This is a genomic window from Roseovarius sp. B08, from assembly GCF_051417955.1.
Classification (GTDB): Bacteria; Pseudomonadota; Alphaproteobacteria; order Rhodobacterales; family Rhodobacteraceae; genus Roseovarius.
Window position 1 is genome coordinate 3,829,912 of record NZ_JBPRLW010000001.1, and the last position, 18,457, is coordinate 3,848,368.

20 protein-coding genes and 1 pseudogene are annotated in these 18,457 nt (G+C 64.6%); 17 read left to right on the forward strand and 4 right to left on the reverse strand.

What is annotated here, in order from left to right:
* Positions 1-121 precede the first annotated feature (121 nt).
* On the forward strand, positions 122-715 hold the full coding sequence (locus tag ACSQ76_RS19505) for an SLC13 family permease (protein WP_437157865.1): 594 nt from the start codon (positions 122-124) through the stop codon (positions 713-715).
* Positions 712-1,905 carry an SLC13 family permease gene (locus tag ACSQ76_RS19510; protein ID WP_437157866.1) on the forward strand — a complete coding sequence of 398 codons (1,194 nt, stop codon included), beginning with the start codon at positions 712-714 and terminating at the stop codon, positions 1,903-1,905. The genes ACSQ76_RS19505 and ACSQ76_RS19510 overlap by 4 nt, the downstream gene beginning before the upstream one ends.
* 40 nt (positions 1,906-1,945) lie before the next feature.
* Here ACSQ76_RS19510 and ACSQ76_RS19515 read toward each other — a convergent pair whose 3' ends face one another.
* Complete coding sequence (locus ACSQ76_RS19515) at positions 1,946-2,236, reverse strand: hypothetical protein (protein WP_437157867.1); 291 nt, start codon at positions 2,234-2,236, stop codon at positions 1,946-1,948.
* Here ACSQ76_RS19515 and ACSQ76_RS19520 point away from each other — a divergent pair.
* Positions 2,144-2,680: a TetR/AcrR family transcriptional regulator gene (locus ACSQ76_RS19520; RefSeq protein WP_437158242.1), complete on the forward strand. Its 537-nt coding sequence runs from the start codon at positions 2,144-2,146 to the stop codon at positions 2,678-2,680. The two genes, ACSQ76_RS19515 and ACSQ76_RS19520, sit on opposite strands and share 93 nt — an antisense overlap.
* Positions 2,677-4,218, forward strand: coding sequence for a trimethylamine methyltransferase family protein (locus tag ACSQ76_RS19525; RefSeq protein WP_437157868.1), 1,542 nt, complete (start codon positions 2,677-2,679; stop codon positions 4,216-4,218). The genes ACSQ76_RS19520 and ACSQ76_RS19525 overlap by 4 nt, the downstream gene beginning before the upstream one ends.
* Positions 4,219-4,291: 73 nt before the next feature.
* Here ACSQ76_RS19525 and ACSQ76_RS19530 read toward each other — a convergent pair whose 3' ends face one another.
* Entirely contained in the window at positions 4,292-4,600 is a 309-nt protein-coding gene (locus tag ACSQ76_RS19530; protein ID WP_306128594.1) for a YggT family protein, read from the reverse strand.
* Between the two features lie 126 nt (positions 4,601-4,726).
* On the opposite strand from ACSQ76_RS19530, the gene ACSQ76_RS19535 reads away from it, so the two are divergent.
* The 5 genes from ACSQ76_RS19535 to arfB all read left to right on the forward strand — a co-directional run bounded on the left by ACSQ76_RS19535 (position 4,727) and on the right by arfB (position 9,041).
* Entirely contained in the window at positions 4,727-5,263 is a 537-nt protein-coding gene (locus ACSQ76_RS19535; protein WP_306128595.1) for an acyl-CoA thioesterase, read from the forward strand.
* A gap of 73 nt (positions 5,264-5,336) precedes the next feature.
* Positions 5,337-6,716, forward strand: a complete 1,380-nt coding sequence (locus tag ACSQ76_RS19540) for an MFS transporter (RefSeq protein WP_437157869.1) — start codon at positions 5,337-5,339, stop codon at positions 6,714-6,716.
* 104 nt (positions 6,717-6,820) lie between these two features.
* Positions 6,821-7,627: a penicillin-insensitive murein endopeptidase gene (gene mepA / locus ACSQ76_RS19545; RefSeq protein ID WP_437158243.1), complete on the forward strand. Its 807-nt coding sequence runs from the start codon at positions 6,821-6,823 to the stop codon at positions 7,625-7,627.
* A gap of 72 nt (positions 7,628-7,699) precedes the next feature.
* Positions 7,700-8,323, forward strand: coding sequence for a queuosine precursor transporter (locus ACSQ76_RS19550; protein WP_437157870.1), 624 nt, complete (start codon positions 7,700-7,702; stop codon positions 8,321-8,323).
* 301 nt (positions 8,324-8,624) lie between these two features.
* Complete coding sequence (arfB, locus tag ACSQ76_RS19555; protein WP_420557248.1) at positions 8,625-9,041, forward strand: alternative ribosome rescue aminoacyl-tRNA hydrolase ArfB; 417 nt, start codon at positions 8,625-8,627, stop codon at positions 9,039-9,041.
* Between the two features lie 48 nt (positions 9,042-9,089).
* Here arfB and ACSQ76_RS19560 read toward each other — a convergent pair whose 3' ends face one another.
* Complete coding sequence (locus tag ACSQ76_RS19560) at positions 9,090-9,767, reverse strand: polysaccharide deacetylase family protein (protein WP_437157871.1); 678 nt, start codon at positions 9,765-9,767, stop codon at positions 9,090-9,092.
* Between the two features lie 130 nt (positions 9,768-9,897).
* Between ACSQ76_RS19560 and ACSQ76_RS19565 the strand changes: the two genes are divergently transcribed.
* Complete coding sequence (locus ACSQ76_RS19565) at positions 9,898-10,407, forward strand: CoxG family protein (protein ID WP_306128605.1); 510 nt, start codon at positions 9,898-9,900, stop codon at positions 10,405-10,407.
* Positions 10,408-10,542: 135 nt separating this feature from the next.
* Here the strand turns inward: ACSQ76_RS19565 and ACSQ76_RS19570 are convergent, their stop codons facing one another.
* Positions 10,543-11,244 (reverse strand): SGNH/GDSL hydrolase family protein, encoded by a 702-nt coding sequence (locus tag ACSQ76_RS19570; protein WP_437157872.1) that lies wholly within the window; start codon positions 11,242-11,244, stop codon positions 10,543-10,545.
* A gap of 232 nt (positions 11,245-11,476) precedes the next feature.
* Between ACSQ76_RS19570 and ACSQ76_RS19575 the strand changes: the two genes are divergently transcribed.
* The 7 genes and pseudogenes from ACSQ76_RS19575 to uvrC all read left to right on the forward strand — a co-directional run bounded on the left by ACSQ76_RS19575 (position 11,477) and on the right by uvrC (position 18,270).
* On the forward strand, positions 11,477-12,406 hold the full coding sequence (locus ACSQ76_RS19575; protein WP_437157873.1) for an ABC transporter ATP-binding protein: 930 nt from the start codon (positions 11,477-11,479) through the stop codon (positions 12,404-12,406).
* Positions 12,403-13,163 (forward strand): annotated as a pseudogene (locus ACSQ76_RS19580) (ABC transporter permease). Before ACSQ76_RS19575 ends, ACSQ76_RS19580 begins: the two are co-directional and overlap by 4 nt.
* Before the next feature lie 192 nt (positions 13,164-13,355).
* On the forward strand, positions 13,356-14,153 hold the full coding sequence (locus tag ACSQ76_RS19585) for a S49 family peptidase (RefSeq protein WP_437157874.1): 798 nt from the start codon (positions 13,356-13,358) through the stop codon (positions 14,151-14,153).
* A gap of 1 nt (position 14,154) precedes the next feature.
* Positions 14,155-14,322 (forward strand): hypothetical protein, encoded by a 168-nt coding sequence (locus ACSQ76_RS19590; RefSeq protein ID WP_437157875.1) that lies wholly within the window; start codon positions 14,155-14,157, stop codon positions 14,320-14,322.
* Positions 14,322-15,284, forward strand: coding sequence for a calcium/sodium antiporter (locus tag ACSQ76_RS19595; RefSeq protein WP_437157876.1), 963 nt, complete (start codon positions 14,322-14,324; stop codon positions 15,282-15,284). The genes ACSQ76_RS19590 and ACSQ76_RS19595 overlap by 1 nt, the downstream gene beginning before the upstream one ends.
* Positions 15,285-15,298: 14 nt before the next feature.
* Positions 15,299-16,099, forward strand: a complete 801-nt coding sequence (locus ACSQ76_RS19600) for an SDR family oxidoreductase (RefSeq protein WP_437157877.1) — start codon at positions 15,299-15,301, stop codon at positions 16,097-16,099.
* A gap of 287 nt (positions 16,100-16,386) precedes the next feature.
* The gene (gene uvrC / locus ACSQ76_RS19605) at positions 16,387-18,270 is read left to right on the forward strand and encodes an excinuclease ABC subunit UvrC (RefSeq protein WP_437157878.1); all 1,884 of its coding nucleotides are present in this window, start codon (positions 16,387-16,389) and stop codon (positions 18,268-18,270) included.
* The last annotated feature ends 187 nt before the right edge of the window (positions 18,271-18,457 follow it).

Here is an 18,457-nt window from a genome sequence, read left to right on the forward strand (position 1 = left end):
AAAGCGCCCGCCTGCCGCGCCGCCGTTTCGGCACCCCACCGCTGCCGGCGCAGATCGCTCTGGTCATTGCACTCAATACGCCTATGCTCCGCCGCAGGGTATCTCGTTCCGGGTTGTGGACATGTACGGCATCATCGGGGCTAACGCCCCTGTCATCGCGCTGGTTCTCCTCGCTCTTCTCTTCGTCGCCTTCACGCTTGAAAAATACCCGCCAGAAGTGACCGCCGCCGGCGCCGCCGCGCTCTTCATCATCCTCGGACTGGTGCCCACGGACGAGGTGATGGATGTCTTTTCCAGCTCCGCGCCCATAACCATCGCCGCGATGTTCGTGGTCTCCGGCGCGCTGGTGCGCACCGGTGTGCTGGACGCCATTGCCGGGCTGGTCATCGGCCGCGCCAAGGACCGACCGCTCCTGGCGATCGGCATCTTCATCTTCGCCACCATCGCGGCCTCGGCCTTCATCAACAACACGCCCGTCGTGCTGGTCCTGATCCCCGTGGTCATGCGCCTCGCCGCCAGCCTGAACATCGCCGCGACCCGATTGCTCATCCCGCTCTCCTATGCCGCCGTGCTGGGCGGGACCTGTACCCTCATCGGCACCTCCACCAACCTTCTGGTCGACGGTGTCGCGCGCGAGGCCGGGCTGGACGCGTTCTCGATTTTCGAAATTGCTCCCGTAGGCATCACCGTCGCCGTCGTCGGGGGGCCGCGATGATGCTGCTCGGGCGTTTCCTGCTTCCTGACCGCAGTTCGCACAAGGGCGAGGCCGAGTCGTCCGAAACCGCATTCCTATCCGAGATCACGGTGCTGGGCGACTCCCCCATGATCGGGGTGCCCCTGTCCGAGATAGCCGATTTCCAGCGCAACAGCATCCGCGTTACCGGCCTGCGCCGAGGCAGCCAGATCGTGCGCAGGGACCTGGCCGATCAGGTCATCGCAAGGGGCGATGCCGTCATCGTGCTCGCGCCCACGTCCGAGATCCTGACCTTTTCCGAAACGCCCGGCCTGCGCGTCGGCCTGCGCCGCACGGTCGAGCTTGACCCCGAGGCCGAGGTCCGCGTGGCCGAGGCCATCGTCACCCCGTCGCGCCGCAGCACCGGCGTTCGCATCGCCGACCTCGCACTCGGACGCCGGGCCGGCATGCGCGTGCTTGGTGCGTTCCGTGCCGGCCATATCGCTGGGGCCGACCTTTCGGGCGTGCGCCTGCGCCCCGCCGACAAGCTGCTGCTCGAAGGCAGCGCCGAAGGCTTCGAGGAATTGCGCAAGTCAGGCGATGTGGTCTCGGTCAGCGAACCGGGCGGCCGCGCGTTCCGACGCAAACAGGCGCCAGTTGCGATCCTGACGCTTCTCGGTATCGTCGGCCTTGCCGCTTTTGACGTCATGCCCATCGGCATCCTCGCCCTTATCGGCGTCGCCGCCATCCTCGTACTGCGCTGCATCGACAGCGATGAGGCATGGTCGTCCATCGACGGCTCGATCCTCGTGCTGATCTTCGCCATGCTGATCGTCGGCGCCGGGCTGGAACATACCGGCGCAGTGGAACTGCTCGTCGCCGCGCTCACCCCGTGGCTGGAAGGCCTGCCACCTTTTCTGACCCTGCTGGCGATCTACGCCGTCGGCTCGATCCTGACCGAAGTGGTGACCAACAACGCCGTAGCCGTCATCTTCACCCCCATCGTCGTGGCGCTGGCCAGCCAATTGGGCGTCGACCCCCGCGCCTTTGTCGTCGCCGTCATGTTCTCCGCCAGCGCCAGCTTCGCCACGCCCATCGGCTATCAGACCAACACGCTTGTCTACGGCGCCGGGAACTACCGCTTCACCGATTTCCTGAAGGTCGGCGTGCCGATGAACATCATCGTCGGCCTAACCGCGACGCTGGCCATAAGCTTTTTCTTCCCACTCTGATTACGTCGTTCGGTGCCGCATTCCTTGTCTCCGCCACGACTTACGCCGCGCAAATCCCGTTGGAGTCTCGCCGGCGATTGACGACAACAATACAACCCTGTATGCATCCATGCAGCCCTGTACGGAGACGCCGATGCCCGCCACCCAGACAGAGGACCGACAAATCCGCCTCACGCGCGACGATTAGATCAACGCGGCCCTTCGCCTGCTGATCGACAGCGGCATCGACGCGGTTCAGATCACAGTTCTCTCCCGCTCCCTCGGCGTTACACGCGGCAGCTTCTACTGGCACTTCGAGTCCCGCGAATCGCTGCTCGACGCGCTTGTTCATCGGTGGCGCTCCCGCAATACCGGCGTCATCGTCGACGCAGTCTCGAAGGCCGACAGCCTTGATGACGGCATCCTTGCCCTATTCGCCGTCTGGACCGATCACAGCCGTTTCGACCCCAAGCTCGACCAGGCGATCCGCAATTGGGCGCGTTACGACGACGCCCTGCGCATCCGCCTGAAAACCGAGGATGATGCCCGGATCGACGCCGTCGCTGCCATGTTTGAACGCTTCGGCTACCCTCAGCCCGAGGCATTCATCCGCGCACGGGTCATCTGCTTCACCCAGATCACCTATTACGCGCTCGATATCGCCTCCGAGGAAACCGAGGCTCAGCGGATGAGCTATCTCGAAGCGTATTTCAGGTGCTTCACCGGGCGCGACATCCATCCCGCCACGGCGGACGCCTATCGCGACATGCTGATTCGCGGGGCGACCCCGTCATGAAAACGCAACGCTCCGGCGGCCGCCGCGGCCGTGCCGCCAGATGCGCCTCTGTGGCGGAACAGACCTTCGACGCCGCTTGGCGTCAATGGAAACGCCCCTACCCGCCCATCGAACAATTCAGTACTGACGAGATCGAGGCGATCCACGAAACCTCGCTGCGGGTCCTGCGGGACATCGGCATCAAGGTTCTCAACGACGAGGCCCGCGCGCTCTACCGTTCCGCCGGCATGACCGAGGTGGACGACAACATCATTCGCTTCGACCCCGACACGCTGATGGCGCTCATCGCCCACGCGCCGGGCGAGATCACCTTGCACAGCCGCAACCCCACCCGCACGCAAACCCTCGGCGGGCCGAACGTGGGAATTACCACCTCCGCCGGGTCGCCCAACTGTTCCGACCTGCAAGGCGGCCGCCGCCCCGGCACGCAAGCGGACTTTGATAATTTCTGCAAGGTCGCTCAGGCCTTCGACGTGATCCATTTTATCGGCCCGGTGGTCGAGCCGCAGGACATCGCCCTCGGCTTGCGACATCTGCATATGACCCGCTCCATCGCCGCGCTGACCGAAAAGATCCCCTTCGTCTATTTCCGCGGACGCCAGGCCATCGCCGACAGCTACGAGATCCTGCGCCTCGCCCACGGCCTTAGCCCCGATGAGTTTCGCAGCACGACGGTCAGCTATTCCGTCGCCAACTCCAACTCGCCTCTGCAACTGGACGCCCTGATGTGTCGCGGCATCATCGACTCGGCCCGCGCGGGCCAGATGATGATCCTCACGCCCTTCACGCTGGCCGGCGCCATGGCCCCGGTGACGATCCCCGGCGCGCTGGTCATGCAGAACGCAGAAGCGCTCGCGGGCCTCTGCCTCTCCCAGATCGTCCGCCCCGGCGCGCCTGTCTGCTACGGCAGCTTCACCTCCAACGTCGACATGCGCAGCGGCGCCCCCGCCTTCGGCACGCCGGAGTACGTCAAGGCCGCCTTCGCCTCGGGCCAACTCGCGCGGCGTTACAACCTACCCCTCCGCTCGTCCGCGCCCACCGCCTCGAACGCGCCGGACGCGCAAGCCACTTACGAATCGCAGATGTCGCTCTGGGGCGCACTGATGGGCGGGGCCAACCTGATCCTGCACGGCGCGGGCTGGCTGGAGGGCGGGCTGACCATCTCGGCCGAGAAGTTCATCATCGACGTAGAGGTGCTTCAAATGTTCGCCGAGCTTTTCAAACCGGTCGAGGTCAACGAGGCGGCGCTCGCCTACGACGCCATCGCGGACGTCCGTCACGGCGGTCATTTCTTCGGTACGCAGCATACGCTGGACCGGTTCGAGACGGCCTTCTATTCGCCATTGCTGTCCGACTGGACCAATTACGAGAATTTTCGCGACAAGGGCGCGGTGGATACGACCGAACGCGCCAACCGCATTTTTTTCAAGACGCTCGCCGCCCACGAAAACCCGGCCATGCCGTCGGACCGGCTGGAAGCCATCGACGCCTTCATCGCGAAACGCACCGAAGAAGGGGGCGCGGATATCGAGCAGTGAAAGTCATTTCAGGCGGAATCGAAGGCGCAGGCCCCCGGCATTTTCCACAACTCGAAGGGTTCGCTGGGCCGGCTTATCCGCAGTAGCCCAGCGGGCGTCCGTTGCAGAGCAGTTCCGGCAGGATGAAGTCGCGCAGCGAGATGAGGGCAACGAAAGCCACCAGCGGCGCGAGGTCCAGCGGCCGTGTGTCCGGCAGTATGCGGCGAATGGGCTGATAGATCGGCTCCAGCAGGCGGTTCAGGCCGTACCAGATCTGGCCGACGAACTGCTGGTTCAGGTTCAGGACCTGGAAATTGATCAGCCAGCTCATGATGATGTGGATGATCATGATGAAGAACACCACGTCCAGAATGAGCCCGATGGGACCTGCGATTGCCTGCATCTGGAAAACCTCTTTCTTGCTGCGCGGAATAGGTAAGCGTCATGGCGGGATTCCGCAAGCTTTACGCGAGGTTGTGGTTGACGTGGAGGTGAGTTGCGTAAAGACCACCTGCAAAAGGAGCGCCCGATGTACCCCGTCATCCGCATGTTCTGGCAGCTTTACAAGCACCGCAACTCGCCGCCCCTGGCGCCGACCGGCACGCATGTGTCGCGGCATGTGTGCCTGCCGTGGGATATCGACTTGTGGATGGAGCTGAACAACGGACGCACGCTGACATTCTATGACCTGGGGCGCATCCCGCTGGCCCGGCGGGTCGGTCTGGTCGATGTGCTGAAGAAGAACCGCTGGGGGCTGACCATGGCAGGGGCGAGCGTGCGGTATCGTCGCCGCATCCGGGTGTTCGAGACGGTCGAGATGCGGTCGCGCGCGGTCTGGTGGGACGACCGCTTCGTCTATCTTGAACAGTCGATGTGGAAAAAGAACGGCGAATGCGCCAACCATATCGTCTATCGCTCGGCCGTGACCGGCAAGGAAGGGATCGTCCCGCCCGATGATGTGATGACGGCATTGGGTGGCCAGGTCAGCCGCCCCGAGGCGCCCGAATGGGTGGCCGCGTGGATCGAGGCGGATGCCAAGCGGCCCTGGCCACCGATGCAGGACTGACGCGGAAAGCGGCAGGAAGGGCTTGCCACCGCCCCGCGAAGCGCGTTTGATCGGCCCCAAACGAGGGGGCGAGATGGCAGAGGTTTCGGCACGCAAGCGGATCTGGGGCTGGTTCTTTTTCGACTGGGCCAGCCAGCCCTATCACACCCTCTTGGTGACCTTCGTCTTCGGGCCGTTCTTTGCCGCGGTAGCCTCCAACTATTTCCTTGGCACGGGGCTGGCGGAAGAATCGGCGGACGCGCGGGCGCAGACCCTCTGGTCGTGGTGCCTGGCGTTGTCGGGGCTGGTGATCGCCTTCGGCGCGCCGGTGATCGGGGCGATGGCGGATTCCGCCGGGCGGCGCATTCCTTGGATGCTGTTCTTTTCGGTGCTTTACGTGGTGGGCGCCGCGGGCCTTTGGTGGACCACTCCCGACGGATCCAACATGATCGCAATGCTGGTGATGTTCGGAATCGGGTTCATCGGTGCGGAATACGCGCTGATCTTCGTCAATTCGCAGCTGCCGTCCGTAGCAACGGCAGAGGATGTGGGGTCGACCTCTGGCAGCGGCTTTGCCTTTGGCTACCTCGGCGGGCTGGTCTCCTTGGCGATCATGCTGGTGTTCTTTCAGACAATGGACGGGGGCCGCACGATCGTCGGGCTGGAACCCGCGCTGGGGCTGGATGCGGGCCAGGACGAGGACAAACGCGTCGTCGGGCCGCTGACCGCCGTGTGGTACGTGATCTTCATGATCCCCTACTTCCTGTGGGTGCGTGATGCCGACACCGCGCCCAAGGGAGCGGGATTCGTGGGCGCGATGGCTTTGCTGAGAAAGTCGCTGGCGAACCTGCCCAATCGCCGCAGCCTGCTGGCTTACCTGGGATCGTCGATGTTCTATCGCGACGCGCTGAACGGGCTCTACAGCTTTGGCGGCACCTATGCGACGCTGGTGCTGAACTGGTCGATCGTGAAAGTGGGGATCTTCGGCATCGTCAGCGTCATCGCCGCGGCGGCGTTCAGCTGGGTCGGCGGCCGGCTAGACCGGCGGTACGGCCCAAAGCCGGTCATCGTGGGCGCGGTGTGGATCCTGATCGGAGTGTGCGTCACGATCGTCAGCATGGACCGCACGATGATTTTCGGCATCCCGCTGGAGGACGGCTCGGCCCTGCCCGACATGGTATTCTTCGGCTGCGGCATCCTGATCGGCGGTCTGGGCGGCACGCTTCAAGCGGCAAGCCGGTCCTTGATGGTGCGACACACGGACCCGGCGGTGCCGACCGAAAGCTTCGGCCTTTACGGTTTGTCGGGGCGGGCGACGGCCTTTGTCGCACCGGCGCTGATCGGCCTTGTCACCTATATCAGCGGAAGCGCGCGGATCGGGGTCACGCCGCTCATTCTGCTTTTCCTCGTGGGGTTGATATTGCTACGCTGGGTTCAGGCAAAAGGGGATAGTGAAACATGGTCCGTATCGTAAAGCCGGTCCTGCTGGCGCTGGTGCTGGCAGGGTGTGGCGGGTCCACGCAGGAGGCGGAGAACGCGCAGCCCGCGGTTCTGTCGACGCAGAACATTCCGGCGGAAATGCGTGGGGTACAGGCAAAGCAGCTGTTCGGCGCCAAGCGGAGCGGCTCGCAACAGGCGGCGGCGCCCTATGGCGGCTATTCCAAGGGGTGTATGGCCGGTGGTGTGCAACTGCCGGAAACGGGACCCACCTGGCAGGCGATGCGGCTGAGCCGGAACCGCAACTGGGGCCATCCCGAGGTGATCGACTTCATTCAGAAGCTGTCGCGATTTGCCGCGACCCAGCCGGGCTGGAACGGGCTATACGTGGGCGATATCAGCCAGCCTCGGGGCGGGCCGATGCTGACCGGCCATGCCAGCCACCAGGTGGGGCTTGATGCAGATATCTGGCTGCGGCCGGCGAACAACCTGAACCTCAGCCGGGCGCAGCGGGAAAGCCTTTCGTCGATTTCACTGCGGCGGGCGAACGGGGCCTACACGAACGACAATTACAACCGTACCCATCACGAGATCATGAAGGCCGCCGCGCAGGATCCGCGGGTGGCGCGGATCTTTGTCTTTCCGGGGGCCAAGGTGCGGATGTGCGAGGAAGAGACCGGAAACCGCAGCTGGCTGCGCAAGATCCGGCCATGGTACGGCCACCACTATCATTTCCACGTGCGGCTGAAATGCCCGCGCGGGGCGAGAGGATGCGTCGACCAGGCCGCACCGCCGGCGGGCGATGGCTGCGCCGATGCGCGCCAATGGCAGAGAAACATCCTGAACCCGCCGCCGCCCGACCCCGACGCGCCGCCGCCCAAGCCGCGGCGCGAGCTGACCATGGCGGATCTGCCGGCGCAGTGCTTGGGCGTGCTGCAATCGGAGTGAGGTCTTGCGGTTATGCCGCAAAGTGACTAGGCGCAGGCCCCTGATATTGCCGCGTATCGGGGGCCTGTGCGCATGACATCCAAGATCCTTCCCGGTGTTCTGGCGATGGCGGCGATTGTCGTCGCGTCGAACATCCTGGTGCAATTCCTGTTCGGCCAGTGGCTGACATTGGGGGCGTTCACCTATCCGCTGGCGTTCCTGGTGACGGATGTGATGAACCGCGTCTATGGCCGCGCGGCGGCACGGCGGGTGGTGCTGGCGGGGTTCGTGGTGGGGCTGATCTGTTCCTTCATCGGCACGCAGATTTCGGGGGAGTTCGGGCCGCTGGTCACATTGCGGATCGCGCTGGGCTCGGCCGTGGCGTTTCTGACCGCGCAACTGCTGGATATCGCGGTGTTCGACCGGTTCAGGGCGGGGGCCTGGTGGCGGGCGCCGGTGGTGTCGTCGCTGATCGGGGGCAGCGTGGACACGGGCCTGTTCTTTACCATCGCGTTCTCCGCCAGCCTGACATTCCTGGAGCCGGGCAACGATGTGGGGTGGGCCGGAGAGGCGCTTCCGCTGTTGGGCATGGGGCCTGTGGTCCCACTGTGGGTGTCGCTGGCGGTGGCGGATTGGCTGGTGAAGCTGGTGCTGGCAATTTTGGCACTTGTGCCGTTTCGCATCATCGTGGGGTCACTTAGTGGCAGGACCACATGATTTTGTTTTGACAAACGCGAAAACTGTGGCAGGCTGTACTTGAGTTCAACAGCTGAAAGGAGGTGATCCAGTGTCTATAAAGGGATTGGAGAGAGGTGTCGGAACAGTCGGGGAGGTTCGTGTCTGAGGCAGCCCTTGGGCGCGTGAACACCCGGATTGGCATGGCCTAACCGCCCCGCCTCCGAAATCTTTAGAAGGGCCGTTCCACGAGGTTGGAGCGGCCCTTTTGATATGAAAAGGGCGCGTCGGTATTGCGTCGGTATTTGAGTGGCATCGCGTCGGTGCTATTTGACAGGGCATCATGAAGATCAACGAACAGATCACCATCGAGGACTGGGAGCTGACCGAGCAGTTCACCCGCGCGTCCGGCCCCGGCGGGCAGAACGTGAACAAGGTGTCCTCGGCGGTGGAGCTGCGGTTCGAGGCCGAGCGCTCGCCCAACCTGCCCGACCCGGTGAAACGGCGGCTGCGGCGGCTGGCCGGGCGGCGCTGGACCAAGGACGGGGCGGTGGTGCTGCAGGTGTCGGAGGAACGGTCGCAGGCCCGCAACCGAGAGATCGCGCGGGAGCGGTTGGCGGAGTTGATCGCCAAGGCCTGCGAAAAGCCGAAGCGGCGGATCCCGACGAAAGTGTCGAAGAACCAGAAGCGCAAGCGTGTCGAGGCGAAGAAGAAGCGGGCAGAGGTGAAGGCGTTGAGGGGAAAGGTGGATGGGGTTTGATGGCATGGGGCGGGGTTCGGGAAGAGCACGCGTGGGTTTTCACCCACCCTACGCAGGCTTGACCGTGATGCCTCGCGTAGCCGCCGCCTCAAGCAATCGGCCGATCTGGGCCTGCGTGCTGTAGAAGCCGGGGCCGGATTTGCGGTCCCTGATGTCGTGGCCGGTGAAGACGGCGAGGCCATCGGTCTGGGCGATGAGGTCAAGCAGGGTGTGCTGCCGGGGCCAGCCGGGGAAGGCCTTGTGCTGCATGTCGGCGAAGCCGAGGGTGTCGAGGCAGCCGGAGGCGGGGATTTCGGTGTAGATGCGACTGGCGGGGTTGGCGTGGTCGAGGCTGCGGGGGCCGGCGGCGCGGATGATCTCGAAGCGGGAGGCAAGGGCCGCGCGGGTCTCGGGTGTGGAGGCGTGGAAGGGGCAGGCGAAGGTGCGGGCGGGAAAGCCCGCGGCGCGGTGCTCGGTGATGGCGCGGTCGACCTCGTGTTCTAGCCAGTGATCGAGGCCGCGCGTCTGAAGGTAGGGTTTCAGCCTAGGGTGGGTGCGGGTGTGGCAGGCGATCTCGTGGCCGTCGGCTTGCAGCAGGCGCAGCCCGTCGATCTGCGCGGGCGTGGCCTCGTGCAGGTGCGATACGCAGAAGGTGACGCGAGCGTCATGCGCATCGAAAACGGGCCGGGCGGCGACCCAGTTGGCGACGAAGAGATCGTCGAAGGTAAGGCAGAGCGTGCCCGGCATAGGACCTCCCCGATGCGACTAAGGTCTTGATGCGCAGGGGGGCCTGTCTCTGTCAATTTATACCGCGCGGCGCGCTTGGAGGAATGCGGGCGGTGCGGTAGGATCGGGCCAGTCACGGAGGAGACATGCCATGCAGATGAGCGGGGAGCGCGAGATCGCGGCGGACCGGGCGACGGTCTGGGCCGCGCTGATGGAGCCGGAAGTGCTGAAGGAATGCGTGCCGGGCGCGCAGGAGGTCACGGGCAACCCCCAGGACGGGTACGAGGCGACGGTGACCCAGAAGGTCGGGCCCGTGAAGGCGACGTTCAAGGGCATGGTCACGTTCAGCGAGATGAACGAGCCGGAGAGCCTGCGCCTCGAAGGTGAGGGCAAGGGCGGTGCCGCCGGCTTCGCCAAGGGCGCCGCGGATGTGCGGCTGGAAGAGGTGCCGGGCGGCACGCGGCTGTCCTACGACGTTGAGGCCAAGGTGGGCGGCAAGCTGGCGCAGCTGGGCAGCCGGATCGTCGACGGGTTCGCCAAGAAGATGGCGGACCAGTTCTTTTCCAACCTCGAGGAGGTCATCGAGGGGCCGAAGGAGGACGAACCGGAAGAGCAGGCCGAGAAGAAAGGTTGGCTGAAGCGGATGATCTCGAAGGGGTGAGCCTTTTTTCGTCGTGTAGTAATTTGCGTCCCCGTCGGAGCCTCCGGCGGGGATATTTTTGGCCAGAGGAAGAGGGGGCGCGTGATCCGGGCGCAGGGGCCGGGAGGCGCCTGTCGGGACGCCTCCAAGGCTTTGCTATTGCCGGCGCGGGCGGCTTTGGCGGATGAGTTCGGCGATGCGGCCTCCGATGGCGTCGGACCCCTTTGGCGAGGGGTGGATGAGGTCGACGGCGTGATAGGTGCGGTCGCCCGTCGGGACCACGTCGCTCATCGGGATGAAATGCACGCCGCGATCGAGGGCGGCAAGGCGGGCCATGCGGGCGTCCATCTCGTGGCCCTCATCGACGCAGCCTTCGATCGGCGAGCGAAAGCCGGGGGTGTGCAGGTAGCCCACCATCACCACGTTGGCGCCGGTCCTGCGCATCTTCGAGACGAAGCCCGGAATGACGCCGGTGGTGCCATCCTCGGAGATCAGCCGGTCGATGCGACGGTCGCAGAAGCCGCAGCCGCAGCCGAACAGGATGTCGTTGCCGCCGCCGTTCATCACGATCCAGTCCCAGTCGCCCGAGCGGTATTGCTTGGTGATGTTCATGCCGGCCGCGCCCGAGATGGGCAGGGCGTAGAGGAAGCGCGCGCCGGAGACGGAGCGGTCGATCACCGGCTCGCCCAGGCGGCGTTCCATGGCGTGGGAGACGGATTTTCCGGCCATTCCGTGTAGGGCCATCATGGAATCGCCCATGAGAAGAATACGGGGGTTATCGGCACGCGTCACCGTCTCGGTGCAGGCACCGAGCGCGAATATGATGAGCGGCCAGACAAAACGAGAGAGGCGTTTCATGTCTGTCCTGCAATTTTCGTGATGCGCACGGCATCATGCGCCCCCAACCGCATGCAGGATTCCCGTAGGAGGCGAAAGGTGCAATGCGAAATCTGGAAACACTGCGTTTTGGTTGGGGCGCGGCGGGTGTGCCGGCCAGCAGGAATGCACATGAGGGTGTGTTTTCCTACCGGCTTGCGCCCGATCGCGGCCGGATTAGTTTGCCGCAATGACGCAAGAAGGAGCGCGGGACATGGCGGCGTTTATCGAGGTGAACGGCCTGGAAAAAACCTATGACGACGGGTTCCAGGCGCTGAAAGGCGTGGATCTGGAGATCCGCGAGGGCGAGATCCTTGCGCTGCTGGGGCCCAACGGCGCGGGCAAGACGACGCTGATTTCGGCGCTGTGCGGGATCACGACTCCGACGGGCGGGACGGCGCGCGTGGGCGGGCACGATATCCTGGACGACTATCGCGCGGCGCGGTCGCTGGTGGGGCTGGTGCCACAGGAGATCGCGCTGGAGCCGTTCGAGAAGGTGATCAACACGGTGCGGTTTTCCCGCGGTCTCTTTGGCAAGGGGCGCGACGACGCGCTGGTTGAGAAGATCCTGCGGCAGCTGAGCCTGTGGGACAAGCGCAGCAACCAGGTCAAGGAGCTGTCGGGCGGCATGAAGCGGCGGGTGCTGATCGCCAAGGCGCTGGTGCACGAGCCGCGGGTTCTGTTTCTGGACGAGCCGACCGCGGGTGTCGACGTGGAGCTGCGCCGCGACATGTGGGAGGTGGTCGAGGGGCTGAGGCAGGATGGTGTGACGATCATCCTGACAACGCATTACATCGAAGAGGCCGAGGCGATTGCCGACCGGGTCGCTGTGATCAGCAAAGGCGAGATCCTGCTGGTCGAGGACAAGGTGGCGCTGATGCAGCGAATGGGGCGCAAGAGCCTGCGGATCGACCTGGTGGAGCCGGTGGAGGCGGTGCCCGAGAACCTGTCGGATTACGATTTGTGGAAGAGCCCCGACGGGCAGAGCCTGACCTATACCTATGACACCAATGCCGAGCGGACCGGGATCGCCCGGCTGGTACGGGAACTGACCGAGGCGGGGCTGGTGATCCGGGATATCCAGACCAGCCAGTCGAGCCTGGAAGAGATTTTCGTCGGGCTGGTGAAGGAGGACGCGGCATGAATGTTCTGGCCATCAGGGCGATCTACAAGTTCGAGATGCAGCGGTTCTTTCGCACGCTCTTGCAAAGCTTCGTGTCGCCGGTGATTTCGACCTCGCTTTATTTCGTGGTGTTCGGTGCCGCCATCGGCAGCCGGATCGACCAGGTGGAGGGGTGAGCTATGGCGCGTTCATCGTGCCGGGGCTGATCATGCTGTCGGTAATCACGCAGGCGATTTCGAACGCCTCCTTCGGGATCTATTTCCCGAAATTCATCGGGACGATCTATGAGTTGCTGTCGGCGCCGGTGAACTTCCTGGAGATCGTGATCGGATATGTGGGGGCGGCGGCCACCAAGGCGCTGTTCATCGGGGTGGTGATCCTGGCGACCTCGGCGCTGTTCGTGGACGTGACGATACAGCATCCGGGCGCGATGGTGGCCTTCCTGCTGCTGACCTGCATCAGTTTTGCATTGTTCGGGTTCATCATCGGGATCTGGGCGCAGAATTTCGAGCAGTTGCAACTGGTGCCGCTGCTGATCGTGACGCCGCTGGTGTTCCTGGGGGGCTCGTTCTACTCGATCTCGATGCTGCCGCCGTTCTGGCAGACGGTGACGCTGTTCAACCCTGTGGTCTACCTGATCTCGGGGTTCCGCTGGGCGTTCTTCGGGCAGGCGGACGTGTCCATTGGCCTGAGCCTGTTGGCAATCGCGGGGTTCACGGCGCTGTGCCTGTTCCTGATCTGGCGGATCTTCAGGACGGGGTACCGGATCAAGAGTTGAGGGGAGCGTCGGGAGGCGCGTGGGTTTTCACCCACCCTACGCAGGATGTGCGCCGACCGAGGAGAGGGCGGCGGCGGTCTGGCAAACGCGCGGCCTGACCCCGCGTCGTTTACGTGGCTTTCTTGCCTTCGGACCGTATTGATACGCCCCGCCACCTTGTTTGTCCGGTGCGGGCATTCTACATCGCTTGCCATGAAGCGATTTATCCCGTTTTTGAAAACCGGGCCGGTGGTCTCGGTCGTCCGCCTGTCGGGTGCCATCGGCGCCGGAGCGCGGATGCCGCTGAGCGACGAGGCGATGGCGCCCGCCATCGAAAAGGCGTTCAAGCGGGGCAAGCCCAAGGCGGTTGCGCTGTTGATCAACAGCCCCGGCGGATCGCCGGTGCAATCGGCGCTGATCGCGGGGCGCATCCGGCGGCTGGCGGACGAACACAAGGTGCCCGTTCATGCCTTTGTCGAGGATGTGGCGGCGTCGGGCGGCTATTGGCTGGCCTCGGCGGCGGATGACATCTGGGTCGACGACAATTCCATCGTGGGCAGCATCGGGGTGATCTCGGCCGGTTTCGGCGCGCATATCTTCCTGGCGCGGCAGGGCGTCGAGCGGCGGGTCTATACCGCCGGCAAGTCGAAGAGCACGCTCGACCCGTTCCAGCCGGAAAAGAAGGAAGACGTGGCGCGCCTCAAGCGCATCCTGGAAGAGATGCACGGCAACTTCATCGCGCAGATTAGGGCGCGGCGGGGTGACCGGCTGAGCGAGGACGAGGACCTGTTCACCGGCGAGTTCTGGCTGGGCCGTCGTGGCGTCGAACTGGGCCTGGCCGACGGGGTGGCGCACATGGTGCCGAAGCTGAAGGAGCTTTACGGCGACAAGGTGCGGCTTGCCACCTACGGCAAGAAGAAGGGCCTTTTCCAGCGGTTCGGGGCGAGGGTGGTCGAGGATGCCTTTGCCTCGGTCGAGGAACGCGCGGCCTTTGCCCGGTTCGGCCTGTGACGTGCTGAGCAAGATCGCCCTCATATTCCTGGCCTTCATCGCCGTGCTGGCGATGTTCGGACGCGTGCGGTTTCCCGGACAGAAACAACTGGAATCGGCCCGGTGCCCGCATTGCAAGCGGTTCCGCATCGGCAAGGGGCCGTGCCAGTGCCGGGAGGACAAATCCTGATGTGGCCATGGCTGATGTCGGGGCTGGGGCTGCTGATCCTGCTGCTGGCGGGTGATGCGCTTGTGAAAGGCGCGGTGAACCTGAGCCTGCGGGTGGGCATCCCCGCGCTGATCGTCAGCCTGACCATCGTGGCGTTCGGGACGTCGGCGCCGGAACTGCTGATCTCGGTCAACGCGGTGCTGGAGAACAAGCCGGGGCTGGCGCTGGGCAACGTGATCGGGTCGAACACGGCGAACATCCTGCTGGTGCTGGGGGTGCCCGCGCTGTTGTCGGTGCTGCACACCTCGGGGTGCAACACGCGCAAGACCTACCTCTTCATGATCGGGGCCACGGTGATCTTCATCGGGCTGGCGTTCCGTGGCGCGTTCGACATGCTGGCGGGCGCGGTGCTGCTGGCCTGCCTCGGGCTGGTGCTGGGCGATGCGTTCCGCGATGCGCGCAACCACCGGCGGGCGTGCAGGAGTGCCACCGCGGTTGCCGAAGAAGAGGAAGAGGTCGAAGGCGCGGACCCCGACATGCCGTGGTGGCAGATCTTCGTCTTCCTGGCGCTGGGCCTTGTGGGTCTGCCGCTGGGTGCGGACCTGTTGGTGGACAACGCTTCGATCATCGCCAGGCGCTTCGGCGTAAGCGACGCGGTGATCGGCCTGACGCTGGTGGCGCTGGGCACCTCCCTCCCGGAACTGGCGACGACGGTGATGGCGGCCTTGCGCAAGCAGGCCGACGTGGCGCTGGGCAACGTCATCGGGTCGAACATGTTCAACCTTCTGGCGATCATCGGCATCACGTCTTTCGTGGGCACGATTCCGGTCGATGCGGAGTTTTTGCAGTTTGACCTGTGGGTGATGCTGGGCGCGTCGCTGCTGATCATTCCGTTCGTGTTCCTGGGCCAGGATATCAACCGGCTGTGGGGCATCGCCTTGACCGTCCTCTACGGGGTCTATGTCATGGTCGTGTTGAACTGAACGGAGCCCACTGGATGATCGAAGACACCCAGCCCCCCCGCGCTCTCGTGACCGGGGGCGGCAAGCGCCTTGGGCGGGCGATGGCCCTGTACCTGGGCGCACGCGGCTATGACGTGGCGGTGCATTATGGCGGCTCGGCCGATGCCGCCGAGGAAACCGCCGGTGAGATCGAGGCCAAGGGCCGGAAGGCCGTGACCGTGCAGGCGGATCTTCTGGACGAGGACGCGGTACAGGCGCTGGTGCCCGAGGCGGCCGCGCGGCTGGGCGGGCCGGTGAACGTGCTGGTGAACAACGCGTCGATCTTCGAGGACGAGACATACGAGACGGCAACGCGCGACAGTTGGGACCGGCACCTGGAATCGAACCTGCGCGCGCCCTTCGCGCTGACGCAAGGATTGGCCGCACAGGTGCCGGACCCGGTGGAGGACGGCAACGGCGAGCCGGTGGCGCAGGGGCTGGTGGTGAACATGATCGACCAGCGGGTGCGCAAGCTGACGCCCTATTTCGCCAGCTACACGATCGCCAAGTCCGGCCTGTGGACGATGACCCGCACGGCCGCGCAGGCCTTTGCGCCGCGTGTCCGGGTGAACGGGATCGGCCCGGGACCGACGCTGAAAAGCACCGAGCAGAGCGAAAAGCAGTTCTTCGATCAGAGGGCGCGAACGATCCTGAAGCGTGGGGTGAATCCCGAGGATATCACCGCCGCGCTGGGCTATTTTCTGGAGGCGAAGGCGGTCACCGGACAGCTGATTTGCGTCGATGGCGGACAGCACCTGGCCTGGCAGACTCCGGACGTTCTCGGGGTCGATGTATGAACGGCCGCGACAAGTTGTGCACGTGGCGCGGGGCCGTTACCGACGCGTTACAAAAGGTTTAATGTTTTCATATATTTGGGATACCACGGATATTTTATCGTTTAAAATCAATGCTTTGTTTTTGTGCCTATTTTTTGAGCAATTCAACGAACCGGGCCGAAAACAACGAAAAATTCCGGGTAACCAAAACTTGTCCGCAGAGTTATCCACACGATCCGTGGAGATGTTTCCTATTGCGGCGTGTGTGCTAATCATTGCAGCCCACGCGCAGAATCAAACGTTAATGAATGATTAACAAACCGAATCACGAGTCAGACGGCGATGCCGCCCCGGAAACCGGGCACAAGGTGATCCAGTCCTACCTCAAGACGCTGGACGGCTCACCCGGGGTGTACCGGATGCTGGGGGCGCAGTCCCAGGTGCTGTATGTCGGCAAGGCGCGCAACCTGAAGGCGCGGGTGTCGAGCTATGCCCGGCCCACCGGACACACGCCGCGAATCGCGCGGATGATCGCGGAAACCGCATCGATGATGTTCCTGACCACGGCGACCGAGACCGAGGCGCTGCTGCTGGAACAGAACCTGATCAAGCAGCTGAAGCCGCGGTACAACGTGCTCTTGCGCGACGACAAGTCGTTTCCGAATATCCTGGTGACGGCCCACGACTTTCCGATGATCAAGAAACATCGCGGCGCGAAGAAGGAGAAGGGACAGTATTACGGGCCTTTCGCCAGCGCGGGGGCGGTGAACCGGACGCTGGGACAGTTGCAGCGGGTGTTCCAGCTGCGCAATTGCAGCGACACGCAGTTCGAGAGCCGCACGCGGCCTTGTCTGCAATACCAGATCAAGCGGTGCACCGCGCCTTGCGTGGGGTATATCTCGAAACAGGAGTATGCCGCGCAGGTGAAGGACGCCCAGCGCTACCTGTCGGGGCGGTCGACCGAGATACAGGAGAAGCTGGCGGCCGACATGCAGGCGGCCTCCGAGGCGATGGAGTTCGAGAAGGCCGCGGCGCTGCGCGACCGGATCAAGGCGCTGACGCAGGTGCAGACGGCGCAGGGGATCAACCCGCGAACCGTGGGCGAGGCCGATCTCGTGGCGCTGCACCTGGAGAAGGGGCAGGCCTGCGTGCAGGTGTTCTTCATCCGCGCGGGGCAGAACTGGGGGAACAAGGATTTCTATCCGCGAGTCGGTGCGGACGTGGCCGAGGCCGAGGTGCTGGAGGCGTTCCTGGGCCAGTTCTATGACACCAAGGAGCCCGCGCGGCAGATCATCCTGAGCCACGAGATCGAGAGCCCCGACCTGATGGCCGAGGCGCTGAGCGGCAAGCTGGGGCGCAAGGTGGAACTGCTGGTGCCGCAGCGGGGCGAGAAGGCGGAATTGGTGGAGGCCGCGTTGCGCAACGCGCGCGAGAGCCTGGCGCGGAAGATGAGTGAGAGCGCGACGCAGGCCAAGCTGCTGAAGGGCGTGGCGGAGGCGTTCGACCTGCCGGCCCCGCCGGAGCGGATCGAGGTTTATGACAACAGCCACATCCAGGGGGCGCATGCCGTGGGGGCGATGATCGTGGCGGGGCCCGAGGGGCTGATGAAGAACCAGTACCGCAAGTTCAACATCCGGGGCGACGAGCTGACCCCCGGGGACGATTTCGGGATGATGAAGGAGGTCCTGACCCGGCGGCTGAAGCGGCTGATCAAGGAGGATCCGGACCGCGACAAGGGGCTGTGGCCCGACCTGTTGCTGATCGACGGCGGGCAGGGACAGGTGAGCGCGGTGCATTCGATCATGCAGGAGATGGGCGTGCGCGACCTGCCGATGGTGGGCGTGGCCAAGGGGCTGGACCGCGACGCCGGCAAGGAAGAGTTTCACAGGATGGGCAAGCGGCCCATGGCGCTGCGCCACAACGACCCGGTGCTGTATTTCATCCAGCGGCTGCGGGATGAGGCGCACAGGTTCGCCATCGGCACCCACAGGGCCAAGCGCACCAAGGCGGTCAGTGCCTCGCCATTGGACGAGATCGCGGGGGTGGGCGCGGCGCGCAAGCGGGCGCTCTTGGCGCATTTCGGGTCGGCCAAGGCGGTGAGCCGGGCGAATCTCGCGGATCTGAAGGCCGTGGATGGCGTTTCGGCGGCGCTGGCTCAGAAGGTTTATGACCACTTTCACGAGAAGGGTTGAGCGGCAGGCCCGGGGGCGAGGGGCCAGCCCCTCGCGCCACAGGTTTGATGCGAGGGGCCAGCCCCTCGCGCTACAGGTTTGGTGCGAGGGGCCAGCCCCTCGCGCTCCCCGGAGTATTTGGGGAACGATGAAAGTTGGTTGCCTGTGCGTGGCGCTTTTGGATTCGGGGCTTTCGGACAGAGGCGGT